This window comes from Kitasatospora sp. NPDC058478 (assembly GCF_042720345.1).
Lineage (GTDB): Bacteria > Actinomycetota > Actinomycetes > Streptomycetales > Streptomycetaceae > Kitasatospora.
In genome coordinates this window covers 34,861-54,696 of the sequence record NZ_JBHXML010000042.1, presented here as the reverse complement: position 1 = coordinate 54,696, position 19,836 = coordinate 34,861, and the positions used below count along the sequence as shown (strand labels likewise).

At 74.1% G+C, this 19,836-nt stretch carries 7 protein-coding genes; all 7 read right to left on the bottom strand.

Annotated elements, in window-relative coordinates:
* Positions 1–13: 13 nt before the first annotated feature.
* Positions 14–1,336: an MFS transporter gene (locus ACFWPT_RS23465; RefSeq protein ID WP_380483976.1), complete on the bottom strand. Its 1,323-nt coding sequence runs from the start codon at positions 1,334–1,336 to the stop codon at positions 14–16.
* Positions 1,337–1,342: 6 nt separating this feature from the next.
* Complete coding sequence (locus ACFWPT_RS23460; protein WP_380483973.1) at positions 1,343–14,668, bottom strand: amino acid adenylation domain-containing protein; 13,326 nt, start codon at positions 14,666–14,668, stop codon at positions 1,343–1,345.
* A gap of 49 nt (positions 14,669–14,717) precedes the next feature.
* Positions 14,718–15,713 (bottom strand): TauD/TfdA family dioxygenase, encoded by a 996-nt coding sequence (locus ACFWPT_RS23455; RefSeq protein ID WP_380483971.1) that lies wholly within the window; start codon positions 15,711–15,713, stop codon positions 14,718–14,720.
* A gap of 8 nt (positions 15,714–15,721) precedes the next feature.
* The gene (locus ACFWPT_RS23450) at positions 15,722–15,934 is read right to left on the bottom strand and encodes an MbtH family protein (RefSeq protein ID WP_063350320.1); all 213 of its coding nucleotides are present in this window, start codon (positions 15,932–15,934) and stop codon (positions 15,722–15,724) included.
* A 143-nt stretch (positions 15,935–16,077) separates the two neighbouring features.
* On the bottom strand, positions 16,078–17,262 hold the full coding sequence (locus tag ACFWPT_RS23445; protein ID WP_380483969.1) for a cytochrome P450: 1,185 nt from the start codon (positions 17,260–17,262) through the stop codon (positions 16,078–16,080).
* 2 nt (positions 17,263–17,264) lie between these two features.
* Positions 17,265–18,062 carry a thioesterase II family protein gene (locus ACFWPT_RS23440; protein ID WP_380483967.1) on the bottom strand — a complete coding sequence of 266 codons (798 nt, stop codon included), beginning with the start codon at positions 18,060–18,062 and terminating at the stop codon, positions 17,265–17,267.
* The gene (locus tag ACFWPT_RS23435; RefSeq protein WP_380483965.1) at positions 18,059–19,828 is read right to left on the bottom strand and encodes a non-ribosomal peptide synthetase; all 1,770 of its coding nucleotides are present in this window, start codon (positions 19,826–19,828) and stop codon (positions 18,059–18,061) included. The genes ACFWPT_RS23440 and ACFWPT_RS23435 overlap by 4 nt, the downstream gene beginning before the upstream one ends.
* Between the last annotated feature and the right edge of the window lie 8 nt (positions 19,829–19,836).

Here is a 19,836-nt window from a genome sequence, read left to right as displayed (position 1 = left end):
TCAGGCGGCGGGGTCAGACGGCGGGCTCGGGCCGCGCGTCGTCGGCGCGGTGGTCGCCGTGTTCGGGGCGCGCCGGGAAGTCGCGCATTCCGCGCAGCGGGCTCGCCAGCAGCACGGCGCCTGCGGACAGCAGCACACCCGCCATGATCCAGATCGTGGTGCGCGGGCCCAGCACCTCGCCGAGCCAGCCGCCGAGCAGGGCGCCGAGGGGGATCGCGCTGTAGTTGACGGTCGAGGCGCTGGCCCTGATCCGCCCGATCATCGCGGGCGGGCAGTAGGACTGGTAGAAACTGCCGGCCAGCACGTTCCCGGCCACGACGCCGCAGACGGCCACCGACCACGCGAGCGCGCTGACCGCGAGCGGCAGCTGGTCGCCGGCCATCGGCAGCAGGAAGATGAAGGGCGCGACCACCAGCTCGCACAGCAGCAGCCCGCGGGCGCTGCCCAGCCGCCCGGCCAGCCGCCCGGCCACCGCCGCGCCGGCCAGCCCGCCGATGCTCACCACCGCGAACACCAGGCCCACCTCGCCGGATCCGATGCCGACGCTGCGCACCAGGAAGACCGTCTGGACGGCCTGGATGCCGTTCAGCCCGAGGTTGCCGACCGCCCCGAAGCAGGCCAGCGTCCGCAGGTACGGGTCGCGGGCCAGGAAGCCCACGCCCTCGCCGATCTCCTTCAGGATGCCCCGCCGCTGCGACGGCGGCGGAGGCTGCTCCACCACGGTGATCCGGGCCACGCAGACCGCCGAGACGAGGTAGCTCACCGCGTCGGCGAGCAGGCCGCTGGTCGCGCCGAAGACCTGCGACAGCAGGCCGGCCGCACCGGGACCGGCGATCTCCACCGCCGACTCCCCGGAACGCAGCTTGACGTTCGCCTCCAGCACGTCCTCCTTGGCCACCAGCGACGGGAGCACCGCCCCGTACGCGGTGGAGAAGAACACCTTCACCCCGCCGGTCAGCAGGGCCACCAGCACCAGTTGGGCCATGGTCAGCACACCGAGCCAGCCGGCCACCGGCACGCTGACGAACAGGACGAGCAGCAGCAGGTCGCAGACCAGCATCACCCGCAGCTTGGGCCAGCGGTCCACCCAGGCACCGGCCGGCAGCCCGAGGAAGAGCCAGGGCAGCCAGGCCGAGGCGGTCAGCAGGCCGACCGCGAGCGGGCTGGCGTGCAGGGTGACGACGGCCACCAGGGCCAGCGCCACGTTGCCGACCGCCGTACCGAGACCGCTGGTGGTCTCACCGATCCAGAGCCGACGGAAGTCGGCCTGGGCCCACAGCCCCCAGCGGCTGCGGGACGGCTCCGGCGGAGCCATGGCGGGGGTGGTGACGGACATCGCGGGTCACTCTCCAAGCTTCTCGGCGAGCACGGAGGCGATCCGTGCGAGGGGTTCCGGACGGGTCAGCTCGCCGTGCGCGCAGGCGAGGCGGTGGGGCTCGATCCGGCCGTCCAGGTACGGCCGCCAGGACCGTTCGTAGGGCCAGTCGGCGGGCTTGTCGAGGGTCGCGCCGAAGAAGACGGCGTCGCCCCGGTAGCGGCCGGGCACGTGCTCGGCCATGAGTTTGCGGTGCCGCTCGAACATGCCGGGCAGCTCGGCGGCGGCCTCCCCCAGGACGGCGGCCAGCTCGGCCTGGCCGCGCCCGGCCTCCGGGTCGTAGCCCAGTGACAGCAGCAACTCGGCCAGGGTGTCGACGGGTTCGTCCTCCTCCGGCCCGTCGACGGCCGCCGGACCGTGGCCGGTGACCGGTGCGCCGTCGAGCAGGGCGAGCACACCGACCGGTGCGCCCTCGGCCTGGAGCCGGACGGCCATCTCCTGCGCGACGACCGCCCCGAAGGACCAGCCGAGCAGGTGGTACGGGCCGGACGGCCACACCGCCCGGATCTGCCGCACGTAGTCCTCGGCGATCTCGGCGACGCTCGCCGGTGCCTCCCCGCGCAGACCGCGGGCCTGCAGACCGTAGACCGGCCGGTCGGCGCCGAGGTGCGGCAGCAGGCCGGAGTAGACCCAGCTGATGCCGGCGGCCGGGTGGACGCAGAACAGCGGGGCCAGGCCGCCACCGGTGCGCAGCGGCAGCAGTACGTCCAGGGCGTCGGCGGCCGGCCCGGCACCGAGCCGGCCGGCCAGTCCGGCGACGGTCGGGGCCTCGAACAGCGCGCGCATCCCGAGGTCGGCGCCGAGGGCAGCACGGATCCGGGCGAGCAGCTTCATCGCGAGCAGGGAGTGACCGCCGAGCGCGAAGAAGTCGTCGTCGATGCCGACCCCGGCGATCCCCAGGACCTCGGCGAACAGCCCGCAGAGGACCCGCTCCTGTTCGGTGCGCGGCGCGCGGCCCCCGGCGAGTTCGGCGAAGTCCGGGGCGGGCAGGGCCCGGTGGTCGAGCTTGCCGCTGCCGGTGAGCGGCAGCGCGTCGAGCGGGACGACGGCGGCCGGCACCATGTAGCCGGGCAGGAACCCGCCCGCGAAGGCCCGCAGACCTGCCTGGTCCAGCCGGCCGTCGGCCACCACGTAGGCGACCAGACGAGTGCCCGCTGCCCGGTCCTCGACCGGGCGGACGACGGCCGCCGACACCCGGGGGTGCCGCCTCAGGACCTGTTCGATCTCGCCGAGTTCGATCCGGAAGCCCCGGATCTTGACCTGCTGGTCGGTGCGGCCCAGGTACTCCAACTCACCGTCCCGCGAACGGCGCACCAGGTCGCCGGTGCGGTACATCCTCTCCCCGGACACGAACGGGCAGGCCACGAACCGCTCCGCGGTCAGCCCCGGCCGGTTCAGATACCCCCGGGCCAGACCCGCCCCCGCCAGGTACAACTCCCCCGCCACCCCCGCCGGCACCGGGTTCAACCACTCGTCCAGCACATAGGCCTGCGTCCCGGCGACCGTACGGCCCAGCACCGGCTGCTCCGTCGCGGCCAGCGGGTGGACGAGCGTGTCCACCGTCGCCTCCGTCGGCCCGTACAGGTTGTACGCCTCCGTCGCCGGAGCTTCCCGCAGGGTGGTCCACAGGGCCTGGCCCACCGCCTCACCACCGAGCAGCAACAGCTCCGGCGGGCAGCCGGTGAGCAACCCCTCCTCCACCAACTGCTCGGCGAAGGACGGCGTCACCTCCAGCACCCCGATACCGCGCTCGCGGACATGGCACACCAGCGCTGCCGCGTCCCGGCGCACCTCATCACCGACCAGATGCAGCTCATGCCCGGCCACCAGCCAGAGAAGGCCGTCCCACGACGCGTCGAAGCACAACGACGCCGTCAACGCCACCCGCGACCGCACCCGACCCGCCATCACACCGACACGATGCGCCGCCAGCAGAGCGGCCAGGCTCCCGTGCGACACCACCACGCCCTTCGGACGACCCGTCGAACCCGACGTGTGAATCACATACGCCGCGTCCCCGGCCGAAGCCCGCGCGACCGGTTCCGACTCCGGACCGGCCACGTCACCGGCCTCCACCACGGTCAGCCCGGCCAGCAACTCCGGGTGCGGCCAGCGATCGTCGGTCACGGCGAGGACGGGCTGCGCGTCGGCGAGCGTACGGGCGATGCGGTCGGCGGGGTACTCGGCGTCCAGCGGGAGGTACACCCCGCCGGCCTTCAACACCGCCAGCAACCCCACCACCGACTCCACCGAACGCGGCAGCGCCAACGCCACACCCGACTCCGGCCCCACCCCCGCAGCGATCAACCGATGCGCCAGCCGATTCGCCCGCACATTCAACTCCGCGAACGTGAGGCGCTCCGAGCCGACGACCAGCGCCACCGCCTCCGGAGTCCGCGCGACCTGCGCCTCGAACACCTCCGGCACCAGCGACACCCGCGACGGCAGCGACGTGAACCCGCCACCCACCAGCCCGGCCCGCTCCTCCGCCGCCAACAACTCCACCCGGCCCACCGGCAGTTCCGGACTCTCCACCACCGCCCGCAGCAACCGCCCGAACCGCACCGCCAGCGACTCCACCGTCTCCCGGTCGAACAGATCCGTCGCGAAGTCGATCGCGCATTCCAGGCCGGCGGGCTCGCCGTCCGCGTCGAAGGTCTCGCCCATGCCGATGCTCAGATCGAACTTGGCCACCGATCCGGCCGTCGACTGCACGGTGGCGGGCAGGGCGCCGAGGGTGAGCGGCGCCGAGGCCGTCCGGTCGCCTTCCAGCAGCAGCATCACCTGGAAGAGGGGGTGGCGGGCCAACGACCGCGCCGGATTCAGCTCCTCCACCAGACGCTCGAACGGCACATCCTGGTGCCCGAACGCCCCCAGATCCGACTCCCGCACCCGACCCAGCAACTCCGCGAAACTCGGGTCACCCGCCGTATCGGTCCGCAGCACCAGCGTGTTGACGAAGAACCCGACCAACTCGTCCAACGCCTCATCCGAACGACCGGCCACCACCGTGCCGATCGGCACATCCGTCCCCGCACCCAACCGGGTCAACAACGCCGCCAACGCCGCCTGCACCGTCATGAACAACGTCACCCGATGCGCACGCGACAACCCCACCAACCCACGATGCAACTCCACACCCAGCGGCAACACCACCCGGTCACCCCGATGCGACGCCACCACACCACGCGCACGATCCACCGGCAACGCCAACTCCTCCGGGAGGCCGTCCAACACCCCACGCCAGTAATCCAACTGACGCGAAAGCACACTCCCGGAATCCGATTCCTCCCCCAACAACCCGCGCTGCCAGAGCGCGTAGTCCGCGTACTGCACCGGCAGCGGCTCCACCACCGGCACCTCGCCACCGGACCGCACCGCGTACGCCGTCGACAGATCCCGCAGCAGCGGACCCATCGACCAGCCGTCACCGGCGATGTGGTGCAGCACCAGCACCAGCAGGTCTCCGTCGGACCCGCCCGGAATCACCTGGACGCGCATGGGCAGGTCGGCGGACAGGTCGAACGGCCGGTCGACGCAGCTCTCGGGGTCGGTGCCCACGGGCAGGACCTCGACGGTGACCCGGGCCTCCTCGGGCGGCAGGATCCGCTGGTACGGCTCGCCGTCCACCTCGGCCACGAGCGTGCGCAGACTCTCGTGCCGCGCCACCACATCACCCAGCGCCGCCTCCAGCGCCGCCACATCCAGCCCACCGCCCAAGCGGAGCAGCACGGGGAGGTTGTAGAGCCCGCTCGGGCCCTCCATCCGGTCGATCAGCCACAACCGCTGCTGCGCGAACGACAATGGCACCCGCTCCGGACGTTCCGCCTCCGCCGACAGCACCAGACGACCGACCCCGGCACCCGAACGGGCCGCGAGCCCCGCCACCGTCGGCGCCTCGAACACATCCCGCACCCCCAGCTCCACCCCCAGCACCGACCGCACCCGGCTCAACAGCCGCGTCGCCAGCAGGGAATGACCACCGAGCGCGAAGAAGTCGTCGTCGATGCCGACCCCGGCGATCCCAAGGACCTCGGCGAACAGCCCGCAGAGGATCTCCTCCGCCGCCGTCCGCGCCGCCCGGCCACCCGCGAACTCCGCGAAGTCCGGCGCCGGCAGGGCTCGGTGGTCCACCTTTCCGCTGCCGGTGAGCGGCAGAGCGGTGAGCGGGACGACGGCGGCCGGCACCATGTAGCCGGGCAGTGCCCGGCCGACGAACTCCCGCAGGTCGAGGGCGATCCCAGGGAGCTGCTCGGTCACCGCGCAGTAGGCCACCAGCCGGCGGTCGCCGTCGTCGCTTTCCCGGGTGGTGACGACCGCCTGGCGGACGGCTTCGTGGCGGACCAGCACCTGTTCGATCTCGCCGAGTTCGATCCGGAAGCCACGGATCTTGACCTGCTGGTCGGTGCGGCCCAGGTACTCCAACTCACCGTCCCGCGAACGGCGCACCAGGTCGCCCGTACGGTACATCCTCCCTCCTTGCCCGCCATCGGGCCGGAGGGACCCAGCGGACGCGAACGGGCAGGCCACGAACCGCTCCGCGGTCAGCCCCGGCCGGTTCAGGTACCCCCGGGCCAGACCCGCCCCCGCCAGGTACAACTCACCGGGCACCCCGGCCGGCACCGGGTTCAACCACTCGTCCAGCACATAGGCCTGCGTCCCGGCGACCGTCCGGCCCAGCACCGGCTGCTCCGTCGCGGCCAGCGGGTGGACGAGCGTATCCACCGTCGCCTCCGTCGGGCCGTACAGGTTGTACGCCTCCGTCGCCGACGCCTCCCGCAGGATGGTCCACAGGGCCTGGCCCACCGCCTCACCACCGAGCAGCAACAGCTCCGGCGCCGACTCGGCCAACAACCCCTCCTCCACCAACTGCTCGGCGAAGGACGGCGTCACCTCCAGCACCCCGATACCGCGCTCGCGGACATGGCGCACCAGCGCTGCCGCGTCCCGCCGCACCTCATCACCGACCAGGTGCAGCTCATGCCCGGCCACCAGCCACAACAGGCCGTCCCAGGAAGCGTCGAAGCACAACGACGCCGTCAACGCCACCCGCGACCGCACCCGACCCGCCATCACACCGACACGATGCGCCGCCAGCAGAGCGGCCAGGCTCCCGTGCGACACCACCACGCCCTTCGGACGACCCGTCGAACCCGACGTGTGAATCACATACGCCGCGTCCTGCGCGGTGACGCGGGGGGCCGGATCGCTCTCGGGGCCGGGGCCGTCCTCGGTGACGTCCAGCGTCCGCAGGTCCGCCAGGACCTCGGGCAGCGGCCACCGCGGGTCGGTCAGCACCAGCGACGGACGGGAGTCCGCCAGGGTGTCGGCGGTGCGGTCGGCGGGGTATTCGGCGTCCAGCGGCAGGTACACCCCGCCGGCCTTCAGCACCGCCAGCAACCCCACCACCGACTCCACCGAACGCGGCAGCGCCAACGCCACACCCGACTCCGGCCCCACGCCCGCAGCGATCAGCCGATGCGCCAGCCGATTCGCCCGCACATTCAACTCGGCGAAGGTCAACGTCTCGGCGCCGCACACCAGCGCCACCGCCTCCGGAGTCCGCGCGACCTGCGCCTCGAACACCTCCGGCACCAGCGACACCCGCGACGGCAGCGGCGTGAACCCGCCCCCCACCAGCCCGGCCCGCTCGTCCGCCGCAAGCAACTCCACCCGGCCCACCGGCAGTTCCGGACGCTCCACCACCGCCCGCAGCAACCGCCCGAACCGCACCGCCAGCGACTCCACCGTCTCCCGGTCGAACAGATCCGTCGCGAAATCGATCGCGCAGTCGATTCCGGCAGGTTCGCCGTCCGGGCCGAAGACCTCCTCCATGATCACGTTGAGGTCGAACTTGGCGACCCCGGTCCCGGCCGGCAGGGTCTCGACGCGCAGTCCGGGCAGCTCCAGTTCGGCTTGCTCGTTGCTCTGCAGGACCAGCATCACCTGGAAGAGGGGGTGGCGGGCCAGCGACCGCGCCGGGTTCAGCTCCTCCACCAGACGCTCGAACGGCACGTCCTGGTGCCCGAACGCCCCCAGATCCGACTCCCGCACCCGACCCAGCAACTCCGCGAAACTCGGGTCACCCGCCGTATCGGTCCGCAGCACCAGCGTGTTGACGAAGAACCCGACCAACTCGTCCAACGCCTCGTCCGAACGACCGGCCACCACCGTGCCGATCGGCACATCCGTCCCCGCACCCAACCGGGTCAACAACGCCGCCAACGCCGCCTGCACCGTCATGAACAACGTCACCCGATGCGCACGCGACAACCCCACCAACCCACGATGCAGCTCCACACCCAGCGGCAGCACCACCCGGTCGCCCCGATGCGACGCCACCACACCACGCGCACGATCCACCGGCAACGCCAACTCCTCCGGGAGATCGGTCAAGACCCCGCGCCAGTAGTCGAGTTGACGTGACAGCAGGCCGTTCTCGTCGGACTCCTCCCCCAGCAGTCGGCGCTGCCAGAGCGCGTAGTCCGCGTACTGCACCGGCAGCGGCTCCACCACCGGCACCTCGCCACCGGACCGCACCGCGTACGCCGTCGACAGATCCCGCAGCAGCGGACCCATCGACCAGCCGTCGCTGACGATGTGGTGCAGCACCAGGAGCAGCACGTGGCTCTCCTCGGCCGTCCTCAGCAGGGTCGCGCGGAAGGGGGGTTCGGCCGCCAGGTCGAAGGGGCGGCGGGACTCCTCGTCCACGGCGTCGGCCAGCGCGTCGGCCGGGCAGTCCCGGCGTTCGACGGTGACCCGGGCCTCATCGGGCGGCAGGATCCGCTGGTACGGCTCGCCGTCCACCTCGGCCACGAGCGTGCGCAGACTCTCGTGCCGCGCCACCACATCACCCAGCGCCGCCTCCAGCGCCGCCACATCCAGCTCACCGCCCAGCCTCAGCGCGACCGGCACGTTGTAGAGCGCGCTGGGGCCCTCCATCCGGTCGATCAGCCACAGCCGCTGCTGCGCGAACGACAGCGGCACCCGCTCCGGACGCTCGACGCCCCCCGACAGCACCGGCCGGCCGGCCGCCGCGCCCGAACGGGCCGCGAGCCCCGCCACCGTCGGCGCCTCGAACACATCCCGCACCCCCAGCTCCACCCCCAGCACCGACCGCACCCGGCTCAACAACCGCGTCGCCAGCAGGGAATGACCACCGAGCGCGAAGAAGTCGTCGTCGGCGCCCACCCGTTCGACACCGAGGACCTCGGCGAACAGGCCGCAGAGGATCTCCTCCTCCGCCGTCCGCGCCGCCCGGCCACCCGCGAACTCCGCGAAGTCCGGCGCCGGGAGCGCGGAGCGGTCCAGCTTGCCGTTGGCGTTGAGCGGCAGCGCCTCCAGCCCCACGAAGGCGGCCGGCACCATGTGGGCGGGCAGTTCGGCCGCGACGGCGGCGCGCAGCTCGGCCGGGTCCGACGCGGCCGGGCCGACCAGGTAGGCGACCAGCCGCGCCCCGCCCGGGCCCTGCTCGTACGGCAGCACCGCGGCCTGGAGCACCCCGGGCTGCGAGGTCAGCGCGGTCTCGATCTCGCCGAGTTCGATCCGGAAGCCGCGGATCTTGACCTGCTGGTCGGTGCGGCCCAGGTAGTCCAGGTCGCCGTCCGGGCGGCGGCGCACCAGGTCGCCGGTGCGGTACATCCTCTCCCCGGACGCGAACGGGCAGGCCACGAACCGCTCAGCGCTCAGCCCCGGCCGGTTCAGATAGCCCCGGGCCAGACCCGCCCCCGCCAGGTACAGCTCACCGGGCACCCCGGCCGGCACCGGGTTCAACCGGGAGTCCAGCACGTAGGCGCGGAGGTTGCCGAGCGGGCGGCCGATCAGCGGGCGCTCGCTGTCGGCGAGGCGGTGGTACAGGGCGTCGACGGTGCACTCGGTCGGGCCGTACAGGTTGTACGCGATCAGGTCCGGGGCGTCCCGCAGGGTGGTCCACAGGGCCTGGCCGGTGGCCTCGCCGCCGAGCAGCAGCAGGGCCGGCGGGCAGCGGGTGAGCAGTCCCTCCTCGATCAGCTGGTCCGCGTAGGTGGGAGTGAGGTCGAGGACGTCGATCCCGGTGCGCTCGGCGTGGCGCACCAGCGCGGCGGCGTCGCGGCGCACGTCGTCGCCGATCAGGTGCAGCTCGTGCCCGGCCGCGAGCCAGAGGAAGCCCTCCAGGGAGGCGTCGAAGGACAGCGAGGCGGTGAGCGCGACCGTCAGCCGGCGGCCCGGCCGGGCTCGCTCGACGGCGGCCCCGACCTCGGCGCGGTGGAAGGCCAGCAGATTGGCGAAGTTGCCGCGGGAGACCACGACGCCCTTGGGCCTGCCGGTGGAGCCGGAGGTGTAGATGATGTAGGCGGCGTGCCCCGGGTGGGCGGTGCCGGGCAGGTCGTGGTCGTCGTGGAAGGCCCACAGCTCGTCGTCGACGGGCAGCACGGTGCGTCCGTCCAGCGACTCGGCGAGCGGCCAGCGGTGGTCGGTGAGCACGACCGCCGGGGCGGAGTCGGCCAGCATGTGGGCGATCCGCTCCGCCGGGTACTCCGGGTCCAGGGGCAGGAAGGCCGCGCCGGCCTTCAGTGTCGCCAGCGTGGCGACCACCGACTCCACCGAGCGCGGCACGGCGAGGGCGACCACGGTGTCCGGCCCGGCGCCCTCGTCGACGAGGGCGCGGGCCAGCCGGTTGGCCCGGGCGTTCAACTCCGCGAAGGTCAGCGACTGGGGGCCGCAGACCAGGGCGACGGCCCCGGGGGTGCGCGCGGCCTGCTCCTCGAACACCGTCAGGTAGGGCGCGCCCGCGTCCGGCAGCGCTGTGTCGTTCCATGCGGCGAGAGCGTCCCGCTCGGCCTCGCCGAGCACCTCCAGGGCGGCGACCGGGCGCTCGGGGTCCTCGACCGCCTGGCGCAGGATCAGCTCCAGGGCGGTGGCGAGCCGCCGGACCGTCTCCCGGTCGAACAGGTCGGTCGCGTACTCCAGGCCGCCGCTCAGCCCGGCCGGGGAGCCGTCGGCGGCGAGCCGCTCGACCAGGCTGAGGGTGAGGTCGAAGGTCGCGGTGCCGAAGTCGACCGGCTCCTCGGTCACGGTGACGCCGGGCAGGTCCGGCCCGTCCTCGGGGGTGCCGGCGAAGGCCAGCATCACCTGGAACAGGGGGTGCCGGGCCAGTGACCGGGCCGGGTTCAGCTCCTCGACCAGCGACTCGAACGGCGTGTCCTGGTGCTCGTACGCCGCCACGTCGGTGTCGCGGACGCGGTGCAGCAGTTCGGCGAAGCTGGGGCGGCCGGAGACGTCGGTGCGCAGCACCAGGGTGTTGGCGAAGTAGCCGACCAGGTCGGTGACGGCCTCGTCGAGGCGGCCGGCCACCGGGGTGCCGATCGGCAGGTCGGTGCCGGCGCCGAAGCGGTGCAGCAGGGTGGCGTAGGCGGCCTGGAGGACCATGAACAGCGTGGCGCCGTGCTCGACGGCGAGGGCGCCGAGGCGTGCGTGCAGTTCGGCGTCGAGCTCCAGCGGGAGGACGGTCCCGCGGTGGCTGGCGACCGGGGGCCGGGGCCGGTCGAGCGGCAGCGGCAGCTCCTCCGGCAGGCCGGCCAGTGCGTCGCGCCAGTAGGCGAGTTGGCGGGCGGCCAGGCTCTGCGGGTCGTCCTCGTCGCCGAGCAGGGCGTGCTGCCAGAGCGCGTGGTCGGCGTACTGGACGGGCAGCGGCTCCCAGCCGGGGGCGCGGCCGGCGAGCCGGGCCCGGTAGGCGTCGGTGAGGTCGCGGTAGAGCGGGCCCAGCGAGGCGCCGTCCCCGGCGATGTGGTGCAGGACGAGGACCAGGACGTGCTCGTCCGGGCCCTCGGGCCGCAGGTAGGCGTGCAGGGGCAGGTCGGCGGCCAGGTCGAAGGTGTGGCGGGCGAGTTCGTCGCTCGGGCGGTCCGTGACGGTGAGCAGCGGGGCGGTCGGCCCGTCGAGGACGTGCTGGTACGGGACGCCGTCCTGTTCGCCGAAGACGGTGCGCAGGGCCTCGTGCCGCCGGACGGTGTCGCCGAGGGCGTCCGCGAGGACGGCGGGGTCGAGCGGGCCGCGCAGCCGCAGGGCGAGGGTCACGTTGTAGGTGCTGGCGGGGCCGTCCGCCTGGGCGAGGAACCAGAGGCGGCGCTGGGCGAAGGAGAGCGGCACCCGGTCGGGCCGGGGGCCGGGCCGCAGCGCCGGGCGGGCCGGGGCGGGCGCGTCGGCCGCGCGGTCGGCGAGCCGGTCGGTGAGCCCGGCGACGGTGGGGGCCTGGAAGAGGTCGCCGATGGCGAGTTCGATGCCGAGTTCGGCGCGGGCCCGCCCGGTGAGGCGGGTGGCGAGCAGCGAGTGCCCGCCGAGCGCGAAGAAGTCGTCGTCGATGGTGATGTCGTCGATGCCGAGCAGGTCGCCGAAGAGCTCGCACAGCGCCCGTTCGCGCTCGTCGCGGGGCTCGCGGCCGGTGCCGTCGGCGGCGACGTCCGGGGCGGGCAGGGCCCGGCGGTCGACCTTGCCGTTGGCGTTGAGCGGCAGGGCGTCGAGGAGGACGACGGCGGAGGGGACCATGTAGCCGGGCAGCGTGGTGCCGGCGAAGGTGCGCAGCTCGGCCGGGGTGAGCGAGGCGTCGGCGGTGCAGTAGGCGACCAGCCGGGTGTCGCCGGGGCGGTCCTCGCGGGCGATCACGATGACCTGGCGCACGGCGGGGTGGCGGGAGAGCGTCGCCTCGATCTCGCCGAGTTCGATCCGGAAGCCGCGCAGCTTGACCTGTCCGTCGATCCGGCCGAGGAACTCCACGGCGCCGTCGGCGCGCAGCCGCACCAGGTCGCCGGTGCGGTACATCCTCTCCCCGGGCGCGTACGGGCAGGCGACGAACCGCTCGGCGGTCAGGGCCGGCCGGTTCAGGTAGCCGCGGGCCAGGCCGGCACCGGCGATGTACAGCTCTCCCGGGACGCCGGGCGGGACGGGGCACAGCCGGGCGTCGAGGACGTAGCTGCGCATGGCGTCGAGCGGGCCGCCGATCGGCACCCGGGGGCCGTCGAGGTCGGCGTGGACGAGCGGGTGGTGGGTCGCGAAGGTGGTGGTCTCGGTGGGCCCGTAGACGTGGGCGAGCAGCAGGTCGGGGCAGGCGTCCAGGACGCGCCGCATCAGGGTGCCGGAGGCGGCCTCGCCGCCGGTGCAGACGACCCGCAGGGCGGCGAAGGTCTGCGGGGCCTGCTCGGCGACGAGGTCGAACAGGGCCTTGGTGAGGAAGACGGCGGTGACGCCGTGGCGGGTGGTGACGGCGTGCAGGGAGGTGGCGTCGAGGGCGCCGGGCGGGGCGACCACGACGGTGCCGCCGGCCAGCAGGGGCGTCCAGATCTCGTAGGTGGCGGCGTCGAAGGCGTGCGGGGAGTGCAGCAGGACCCGCTCGTGCCGGCCGTCCTGCCAGCGGCGGTCGGCGGCGAGGTCGAGGACGTCGCGGTGGCGGACGGCGACGCCCTTGGGGCGGCCGGTGGAGCCGGAGGTGTACATCGCGTAGGCGAGCTGGTCCGGGTGGACGGGCACGCCGGGGCGGTGGGCGGGGGCGGCCGCCTCGTCGCCGGGGCGGACCACCACGGCCCGGTGCGGGAAGCCCGGGTCGGCGCGGTCGGTGAGCAGCACGGGGGCGCCGGTGTCGGCGAGCACGTCGGTCATCCGCTCGGGCGGCAGGCCGGGGTGCATGGGCACGTAGCAGCCGCCGGCCTTGAGGATCGCCAGGGTGGCGACGACGACCTCGACGGAGCGCTCCATCAGCATCGCGACGGGGGTCTCGGTGCCGACGCCGAGGGCGATCAGGTGGTGGGCGAGGCGGTTGGCCCGGGCGTCGAGTTCGGCGTAGTCGAGGGTGCCGCCGTCGTGGGCGAGGGCGGTGGTGTGCGGGGTGCGGTCGGCCTGGCGCTCGAAGGACTCGGCGAGGGTGCCGGGCCGGGCCGGGGCGCCGGTGGCGTTCCACTCGGTGAGGATGCGGGTGCGCTCGTCGGGGGCGAGGACGTCGAGGGTGCCGATGGGGGCGTGCGGGTCGGCGGCAGCACCGGTCAGCAGCAGGCCTAGCCGGGCGGCCAGGGCGGCGACGGTGGCGTGGTCGTAGAGGTCGGCGGCGTACTCGATCGAGCCGGTGAGCCCGGCGGGGGCACCGTCGGGTCCGTGGCGTTCGGCGATGCCGATGTTGAGGTCGAACTTGGCGACCCGCAGGCCGATCGGCTCGGGCGCGGACTCCAGCCCGGGCAGGTCGAGTTCGGCCTGCTGTCCGTGGTTCTGGAGCACCAGCAGGGTCTGGAACAGCGGGTGGCGGCCGAGGGCGCGGGTCGGGTTGAGCTCCTCGACGAGGCGCTCGAAGGGGATGTCCTGGTGGGCGAAGGCGTCGAGCTGGGCCTCCCGGACGCGGCCGAGCAGCTCGGCGAAGCTCGGGTCGCCGGACGTGTCGGCGCGCAGCACCAGCGAATTGACGAAGAAGCCGACCAGGTCGTCCAGGGCCTCGTCGGCGCGGCCGGCGAGGCCGGTGCCGAGCGGGATGTCGGTGCCGGCGCCGAGCCTGGTGAACAGTGCGGCGAGGCCTGCCTGGAGGACGGTGAACAGGGTGGTGCGATGCGTCCGGGCGAGGCCGAGCAGGGCGGTGTGCAGGTCAGCGCCCCAGGCGAGGTCGACGGAGTCGGCGGCGCCGGTGGGGGTGGGCGGTCGGGGGCGGTCCGTCGGCAGCTCCAGCTCCTCCGGGAGTCCGGCCAGGGCGGTTCGCCAGTGGTCGAGTTGGCGGGCGAGCAGGCTCTCGGGGTCGCGCTCGTCGCCGAGCAGGTCGCGCTGCCAGAGCGCGTAGTCGGCGTACTGGACGGGCAGCGGCTCCCAGTCGGGGGCACGGCCGGCGAGCCGGGCCCGGTAGGCGGTGGCGAGGTCGCGCAGCAGCGGGCCGAGCGACCAGCCGTCACCGGCGATGTGGTGCAGGACGACGAGCAGCACGTGCTCGGTCGGAGCGAGAGTGAACACCGTGACCCGGATGGGCAGTTCGCGGCTCAGCTCGAAGGTCTCGGCGGAGGCCGCGTCCCGGCGGGCGGGGTAGTCGTCCGGTGCGCAGTCCACGACCAGGAAGCGCGGCTGCGCCTCCTCGGCCGGCAGGATCTGCTGCACCGGGACTCCCCCGTCCACCGGGAACACCGTACGCAGGGCCTCGTGCCGGGCGACCACGTCCACCGTCGCGGCGCGCAGCGCGGCGGTGTCGAGCTCGCCGCGCAGGCGCAGGGCGAACGGAAGGTTGTACAGCGCGGTCGGCCCCTCGATCTGGTCGATCAGCCAGAGACGCTGCTGTGCGTACGAAACCGGGATCACGGTGCTTCCTCTACTCACGTCACGGCACGGGGTGTTCTTGGGCAGACGGTCAGGCGGAGGCCAGGGTGGGCCGGACGCTGGGCCGGCAGTCCAGGACGTCCAGGGGCTGCCCCATCGCGACGGCGATCCTGCGGTCGCCGCGGTACGGGTCCCGGCCGTGCGCGCACAGCACGTTGTCGACCAGCATCACGTCGCCGACCTGCCAGCGCTCGCGCACGGTCGCGGCGTGGTACGCCTCGTTGAGGGCGTCGACGTCGGCGCGCTCCAGCGGTTCGCCGTCCCCGAAGCCGGTGTTGAACGGGAAGCCGTCCGGGCCGAACTCGTCGGTCATCGCCTCGCGGATGTCCGGGTCGAGCGACCACTCGCTCCAGAAGGCGAGGTGGTTGAACCAGACCTCCTCGCCGGTCGCCGGGTGGTGGATGGTGCCGGGGCGCAGCTGGCCGGTGCGCAGGTTGCCGTCCGGCAGCCACTCCCAGGTGATGCCGTTCTCCCGGCAGTAGGCCTCGACCGCGGCCCGGTCCTCGGTGGCGAAGGCGGTGCGCCAGCCGAGGGAGACGTAGTCCGAGTAGTTGCGGGTGAGTGTCCAGCCGGACGTCCGCATCCGCTCGACCAGGCGGGCGGGCAGGTGGTCGAGCACCTGGCGGCAGTCGGCGGTCGGGGTGGCGCCGCCCTCCTCGGGGGCGGTCAGGCAGGCGAAGAGCAGCCGGCCCGGGAAGGTGAGGGTGTAGCTGTTCTCGTTGTGCATCCGGATCGGCTGGGGCGACGGCAGGTCGGTGGAGGAGAAGACGCCGTTGCCGTAGTCGCTGCGCGGGGTGGCCTTCTCCCGGTAGGGGGTGCGCTCGGGGATGAGGACGTCGCGCACGGCGGCGACGTCCTCGGTGCTCGCGACCGGCAGGCCGCGCAGGAAGATCGTGCCGTGCCGGTGGAGGGCTTCGGTGAGCTCGGTCTCGTTCTCGCGCAGCCACGCGCCGGCCTCGCCGATGTCGGCGGTGCGCGGGGCGTGGGCGAGGGCCGGGCGGCCGGGGTTCAGTTCCCAGTTCAGCATGGTCGCGCTCACTGCCGGGCGAGGGAGGCGGTCAGGCTGGCGGGCCGGATGTCGGTCCAGTTGGCCTCGATGTGGTCGAGGCAGCCCTGGCGGGTGTCCTCGCCGTGGACGGTGGTCCAGCCGGCCGGCACGTCGATCCAGACCGGCCACAGCGAGTGCTGGTTCTCGTCGTTGACCAGCACCAGGTAGCCGGCGTTGTCGTCCTCGAACGGGTTGCTCATGGTGTCCTCCTTGGGTTGCTTCGAAGGTAGGGGCGGGCCGGGGGGCGCAACGGCAGGAGTCGCGGCAGGAACGCGGCAGTTCGGTTCGGGCCCCGTCGGCGGTCCGCGGCGGGCAGGTTCAGCGCGGGGTGAGGCGGGCCGGTTCAGCGCGGGGTGAGGCGCACCGGGAAGTGGTCCAGGCCGAAGTTGATGATCGAGCGGTTGTGGACGACCGGCCCGGTCGGTTCGATCTCGGCGACGCGCTCCAGCATCGCCGTGAACAGGGCGCCGAGTTCGGCCTTGGCCAGCGGCGCGCCGATGCAGTAGTGGGCACCGAGGCCGAGGGCGAGGTGCTTGTTGGGGGCGCGGTCGAGCAGGATCTCCTCGGGCCGGTCGAAGGCCTCCGGGTCGCGGTTGGCGGACCACACCCAGACCGCGACCCGGTCGCCGCGCCGGATGGTGCGGCCGTCGAGCTCGGTGTCGCGGCTCGCGGTGCGCAGGGTGTGCAGCCCGACGGACGTCCAGCGCAGGAGTTCGTCCAGCGCCGAGTCCATGCCGACCTCGCCCCGCTGCAACTGCCGCCACAGTTCCGGGTGTTGGACGAGGGTGTGGAGGCCCATGGCCGCGGTGTGGCGGACGGTCTGGACGCCGCCGACCACGATGTTGTCCAGGTTGAGGACGACGTCCTCGATCGGCAGCAGCTTGCCGCCGACCCGGTAGGTGGCCATCATGCTGATCAGGTCGTCGCGCGGGTCGGTGCGGCGCAGCATCACCTGGTGCAGCAGGTAGGGGATGAGCTGCTGGTGGCCGGCCCGGCGCTCCTCGGGGGTGCGGCCGAGGAAGGCGACGTCGCAGACCCGCTCGACCATCTCGCGGTCCTTCTCGGGGACGTCCAGGAGGTCGCACATGACGGACAGCGGCAGGGCGGAGACGGCGTCGACGAGGTCGACCTCGCCCAGCTCGACGGCCCGGTCGACGATCGAGGCGGCGAGTTCGGTGATGCCGCGGGATGCTCCGCGCACCGGGCCGGGGGCGAAGAACGGGTTGGCGGGCGCGCGGAGTTCGCGGTGCCGGGGCGGGTCGGTGAGGGCCATCATCCGGCCGGAGCCGACCGGGACGTTGCCTTCGCCGGCGCCGAGCAGCGAGCCCTGCTCGGAGCTGTAGAGCGTGGCGTTGCGCAGCACCTCCGCGGAGTGCCGGTAGGAGAGCACCGACCAGATCGGCCCGTCGTCGACGGTGTCGGTGCGGTGGACGGAGGCCTCCCGGCGCAGCTCCGCGACCAGGGCGGGGGTGTCGGGGCGGGCCCACAGGTCCGGGTCGGTGAGGTCGACCGGGGTGGTGGTCAGCATGGCTACTCCGTCGTGGACTGGTCGGCGGCGGCGCCGGCCCGGTGGCCCGGGCCCGGTCGCTCGATGAGGGAGGTCAGCAGGTCGACCGGGCCGGGCCCGTCGACGGTGGCGAGCAGGTGGCCGCCGGGGACGACGTGGTGGCCGCTGGCGCCGCGGGTGTGGACGGCCCAGCCCTGGAGTCCGGCGGAGGCGAGCATCGGGTCGTCGGCGCCGGCGACGGTGTGCAGGTCGGAGCCGATCGGCGGGTGCGGGCGGGGGCGGTAGGTGGCGACCACGGCCAGGTCGGTACGGATGCCCTGGAGCGCGTGCTCCTTCAACTCCTGGTCGCCCTCGATGAGTTCAGCCATTCCGGCGAGGCGCAGCAGGTCGTCGGCGGTGTGCTGCGGGCGGTCCCGGCCGGCCCAGGTGGCGGGCGGCGAGGCGGAGGCGGCGACCACGAGTTCGGGCCGCCGCTCGGCGGGCAGCGCCCGGGCGACCTCGTAGCCGAGCAGGGCGCCGAAGCTCTGCCCGTAGAAGCCGAACCGGCCCGTCAGGTGCGGGGTGAGGGCGTCCACGACGGCGTCGACCAGCAGGTCGAAGCTCGCGGGCATCGGGTGGCCGAGGCGGCCGCCGCGGGCGGGCGGACGCACGGCCCAGACCTCGGCGGTCGGGGCGAGGGCGCGGGCGAGCGGGGTGTAGGCGGTGGCGTCGCCCCCGGCGTGCGGGAAGCAGAACAGCCGGAACGGGCGGTGCGGTTGGGGCGCGGGGACGAGCAGCCAGTCCCCCTCGACGCGGGGGCGCACCCGCGCGGCGGTGGTCATGCGCCGCTCACCCGGGAGCGGGCGGTCAGGGCGGGCCGGGGGGCGGCGGTGCCGGCCTCGACGGCCTTCCCGACGGTGGCGGTGAAGGCGGCCAGGTCGGCCGAGTCCAGCAGGTGGCGCAGCTGGAGCTCGATGCCGAGCCGGCGGCGCAGCAGGTGGACGACGCGCAGCGCGGCGAGCGAGTGGCCGCCGAGCGAGAAGAAGTCGTCGGTGGGCGTGACGCCGGTCAGGCCGAGCACGGTGCGCCAGACCTCGGCGACCTGCTCCGCCAGCCCGTCGGCGCCCTCGGCGGGCGTCTCCTCGGCCGCGGGGGCGGGCTGCGCCGCGGGGGCGGGCAGGGCCGCGTGGTCGACCTTGCCGTTCGGGGTGAGCGGCATGGCGTCCAGCACGGTGATCGCCGAGGGCACCAGGTGCGCGGGCAGGGTGGCCCGCAGGCGCTCGGTCAGTTCGGCGGCGGTGGCGGCGCCGGTGACGTAGCCGATGAGCCGGCGGTCGCCGGGGGCGGGCTCGTGGACGGTGACGGCGGCGGCCTGGACGCCGTCCAGCCGGGCCAGCGCGTGCTCGACCTCGCCGAGCTCGATCCGGTAGCCGCGCAGCTTGACCTGGCGGTCCACCCGGCCGGCGTACTCCAGTCGGCCGCCCTCGCCGCGCCGGGCCTGGTCGCCGGTGCGGTACATCCTCTCGCCGGGGGCGGTCGGGTCGGCGACGAAGCGTCCGGCGGTCAGCCCGGGGCGGCCGGGGTAGCCGTGGGCGAGCCCGGGCCCGGCGAGGTACAGCTCGCCGACGAGGCCGTCGGCGACCGGGGCGAGCTTCTCGTCCAGCAGGTGGAGGCGCACGCCGGGCAGCGGCTCGCCCAGGTGCGGCCCGGGGCCGCTGATCGGCGCGGTGACGGCGTCGACGGTGCACTCGGTGGGCCCGTACAGGTTGAGCGCGTCGATGCCGCCGTCGGCGAGCTCCCGCCAGGTGTGCTCGGGGACGGGCTCACCGCCCATGAACAGCCGCGGCACCCGGGCGCCGGTGAGCGGCTCGCGCAGCAGCTCCCAGTGCGAGGGGGTCAGGTCGAGGTCGGTGACGGCGTGCTCGGCCAGCAGGGCGGCCACCCGGGCCGGGTCGGCGCGGTCTTCGTCGCCGATGACCAGGACGGTGTCGCCGCGGCAGATCCGGGCCCACTGCTGGACGGAGGCGTCGAAGGAGACGCTGGCGTTCCAGCCGACCACCCCGGGCTCGGCGCGGTAGGCGCCGGTGGCCTCCAGTGCCTCCACCAGGGCGGCGACGGCGCCGCGCGGCACCTCGACGCCCTTGGGGAGCCCGGTGGAGCCGGAGGTGTAGATGACGTAGGCGGGGTCGAGCGGGTCGGCCGCCTCCGGCAGCTCAAGGCCTTCGACGGTGTCCGGCCCGGCGGCGTCCGGGCGCAGGACCGGCACGCCCTGGGCCGCCGGGAGGCCGTCCGCACTGATCAGGGCCGCGAGCCGCGCGTCGGCGGCCATGAAGGCCAGCCGCTCGGCGGGGTAGGCCGGGTCGAGCGGGACGTAGGCGGCGCCGGCCCGCCAGACGGCGAGCAGGGCGACCGGCAGGTCGGCGGTGCGGGCGAGGTGGACGCCGACCCGGTCGCCGCGGCCGACGCCGTGGGCGCGCAGGGCGCGGGCCAGCGCGGCGGTGCGCAGGTCGAGTTCGGCGAAGTCCAGGCGGGCCGTTCCGGCGAGGACGGCGGTGCGCTCGGGGTGGGCGGCGACGGCATCGCGCAGGCGGTGCAGGAGGTCGGTCATGACGGTTC

Coding starts and splice junctions, on each gene's coding strand:
- ACFWPT_RS23465 (WP_380483976.1), bottom strand. CDS start 1,336: ATGTCCGTCACCACCCCCGCCATGGCTCCGCCGGAGCCGTCCCGCAGC.
- ACFWPT_RS23455 (WP_380483971.1), bottom strand. CDS start 15,713: ATGCTGAACTGGGAACTGAACCCCGGCCGCCCGGCCCTCGCCCACGCC.
- ACFWPT_RS23450 (WP_063350320.1), bottom strand. CDS start 15,934: ATGAGCAACCCGTTCGAGGACGACAACGCCGGCTACCTGGTGCTGGTC.
- ACFWPT_RS23445 (WP_380483969.1), bottom strand. CDS start 17,262: ATGCTGACCACCACCCCGGTCGACCTCACCGACCCGGACCTGTGGGCC.
- ACFWPT_RS23440 (WP_380483967.1), bottom strand. CDS start 18,062: ATGACCACCGCCGCGCGGGTGCGCCCCCGCGTCGAGGGGGACTGGCTG.
- ACFWPT_RS23435 (WP_380483965.1), bottom strand. CDS start 19,828: ATGACCGACCTCCTGCACCGCCTGCGCGATGCCGTCGCCGCCCACCCC.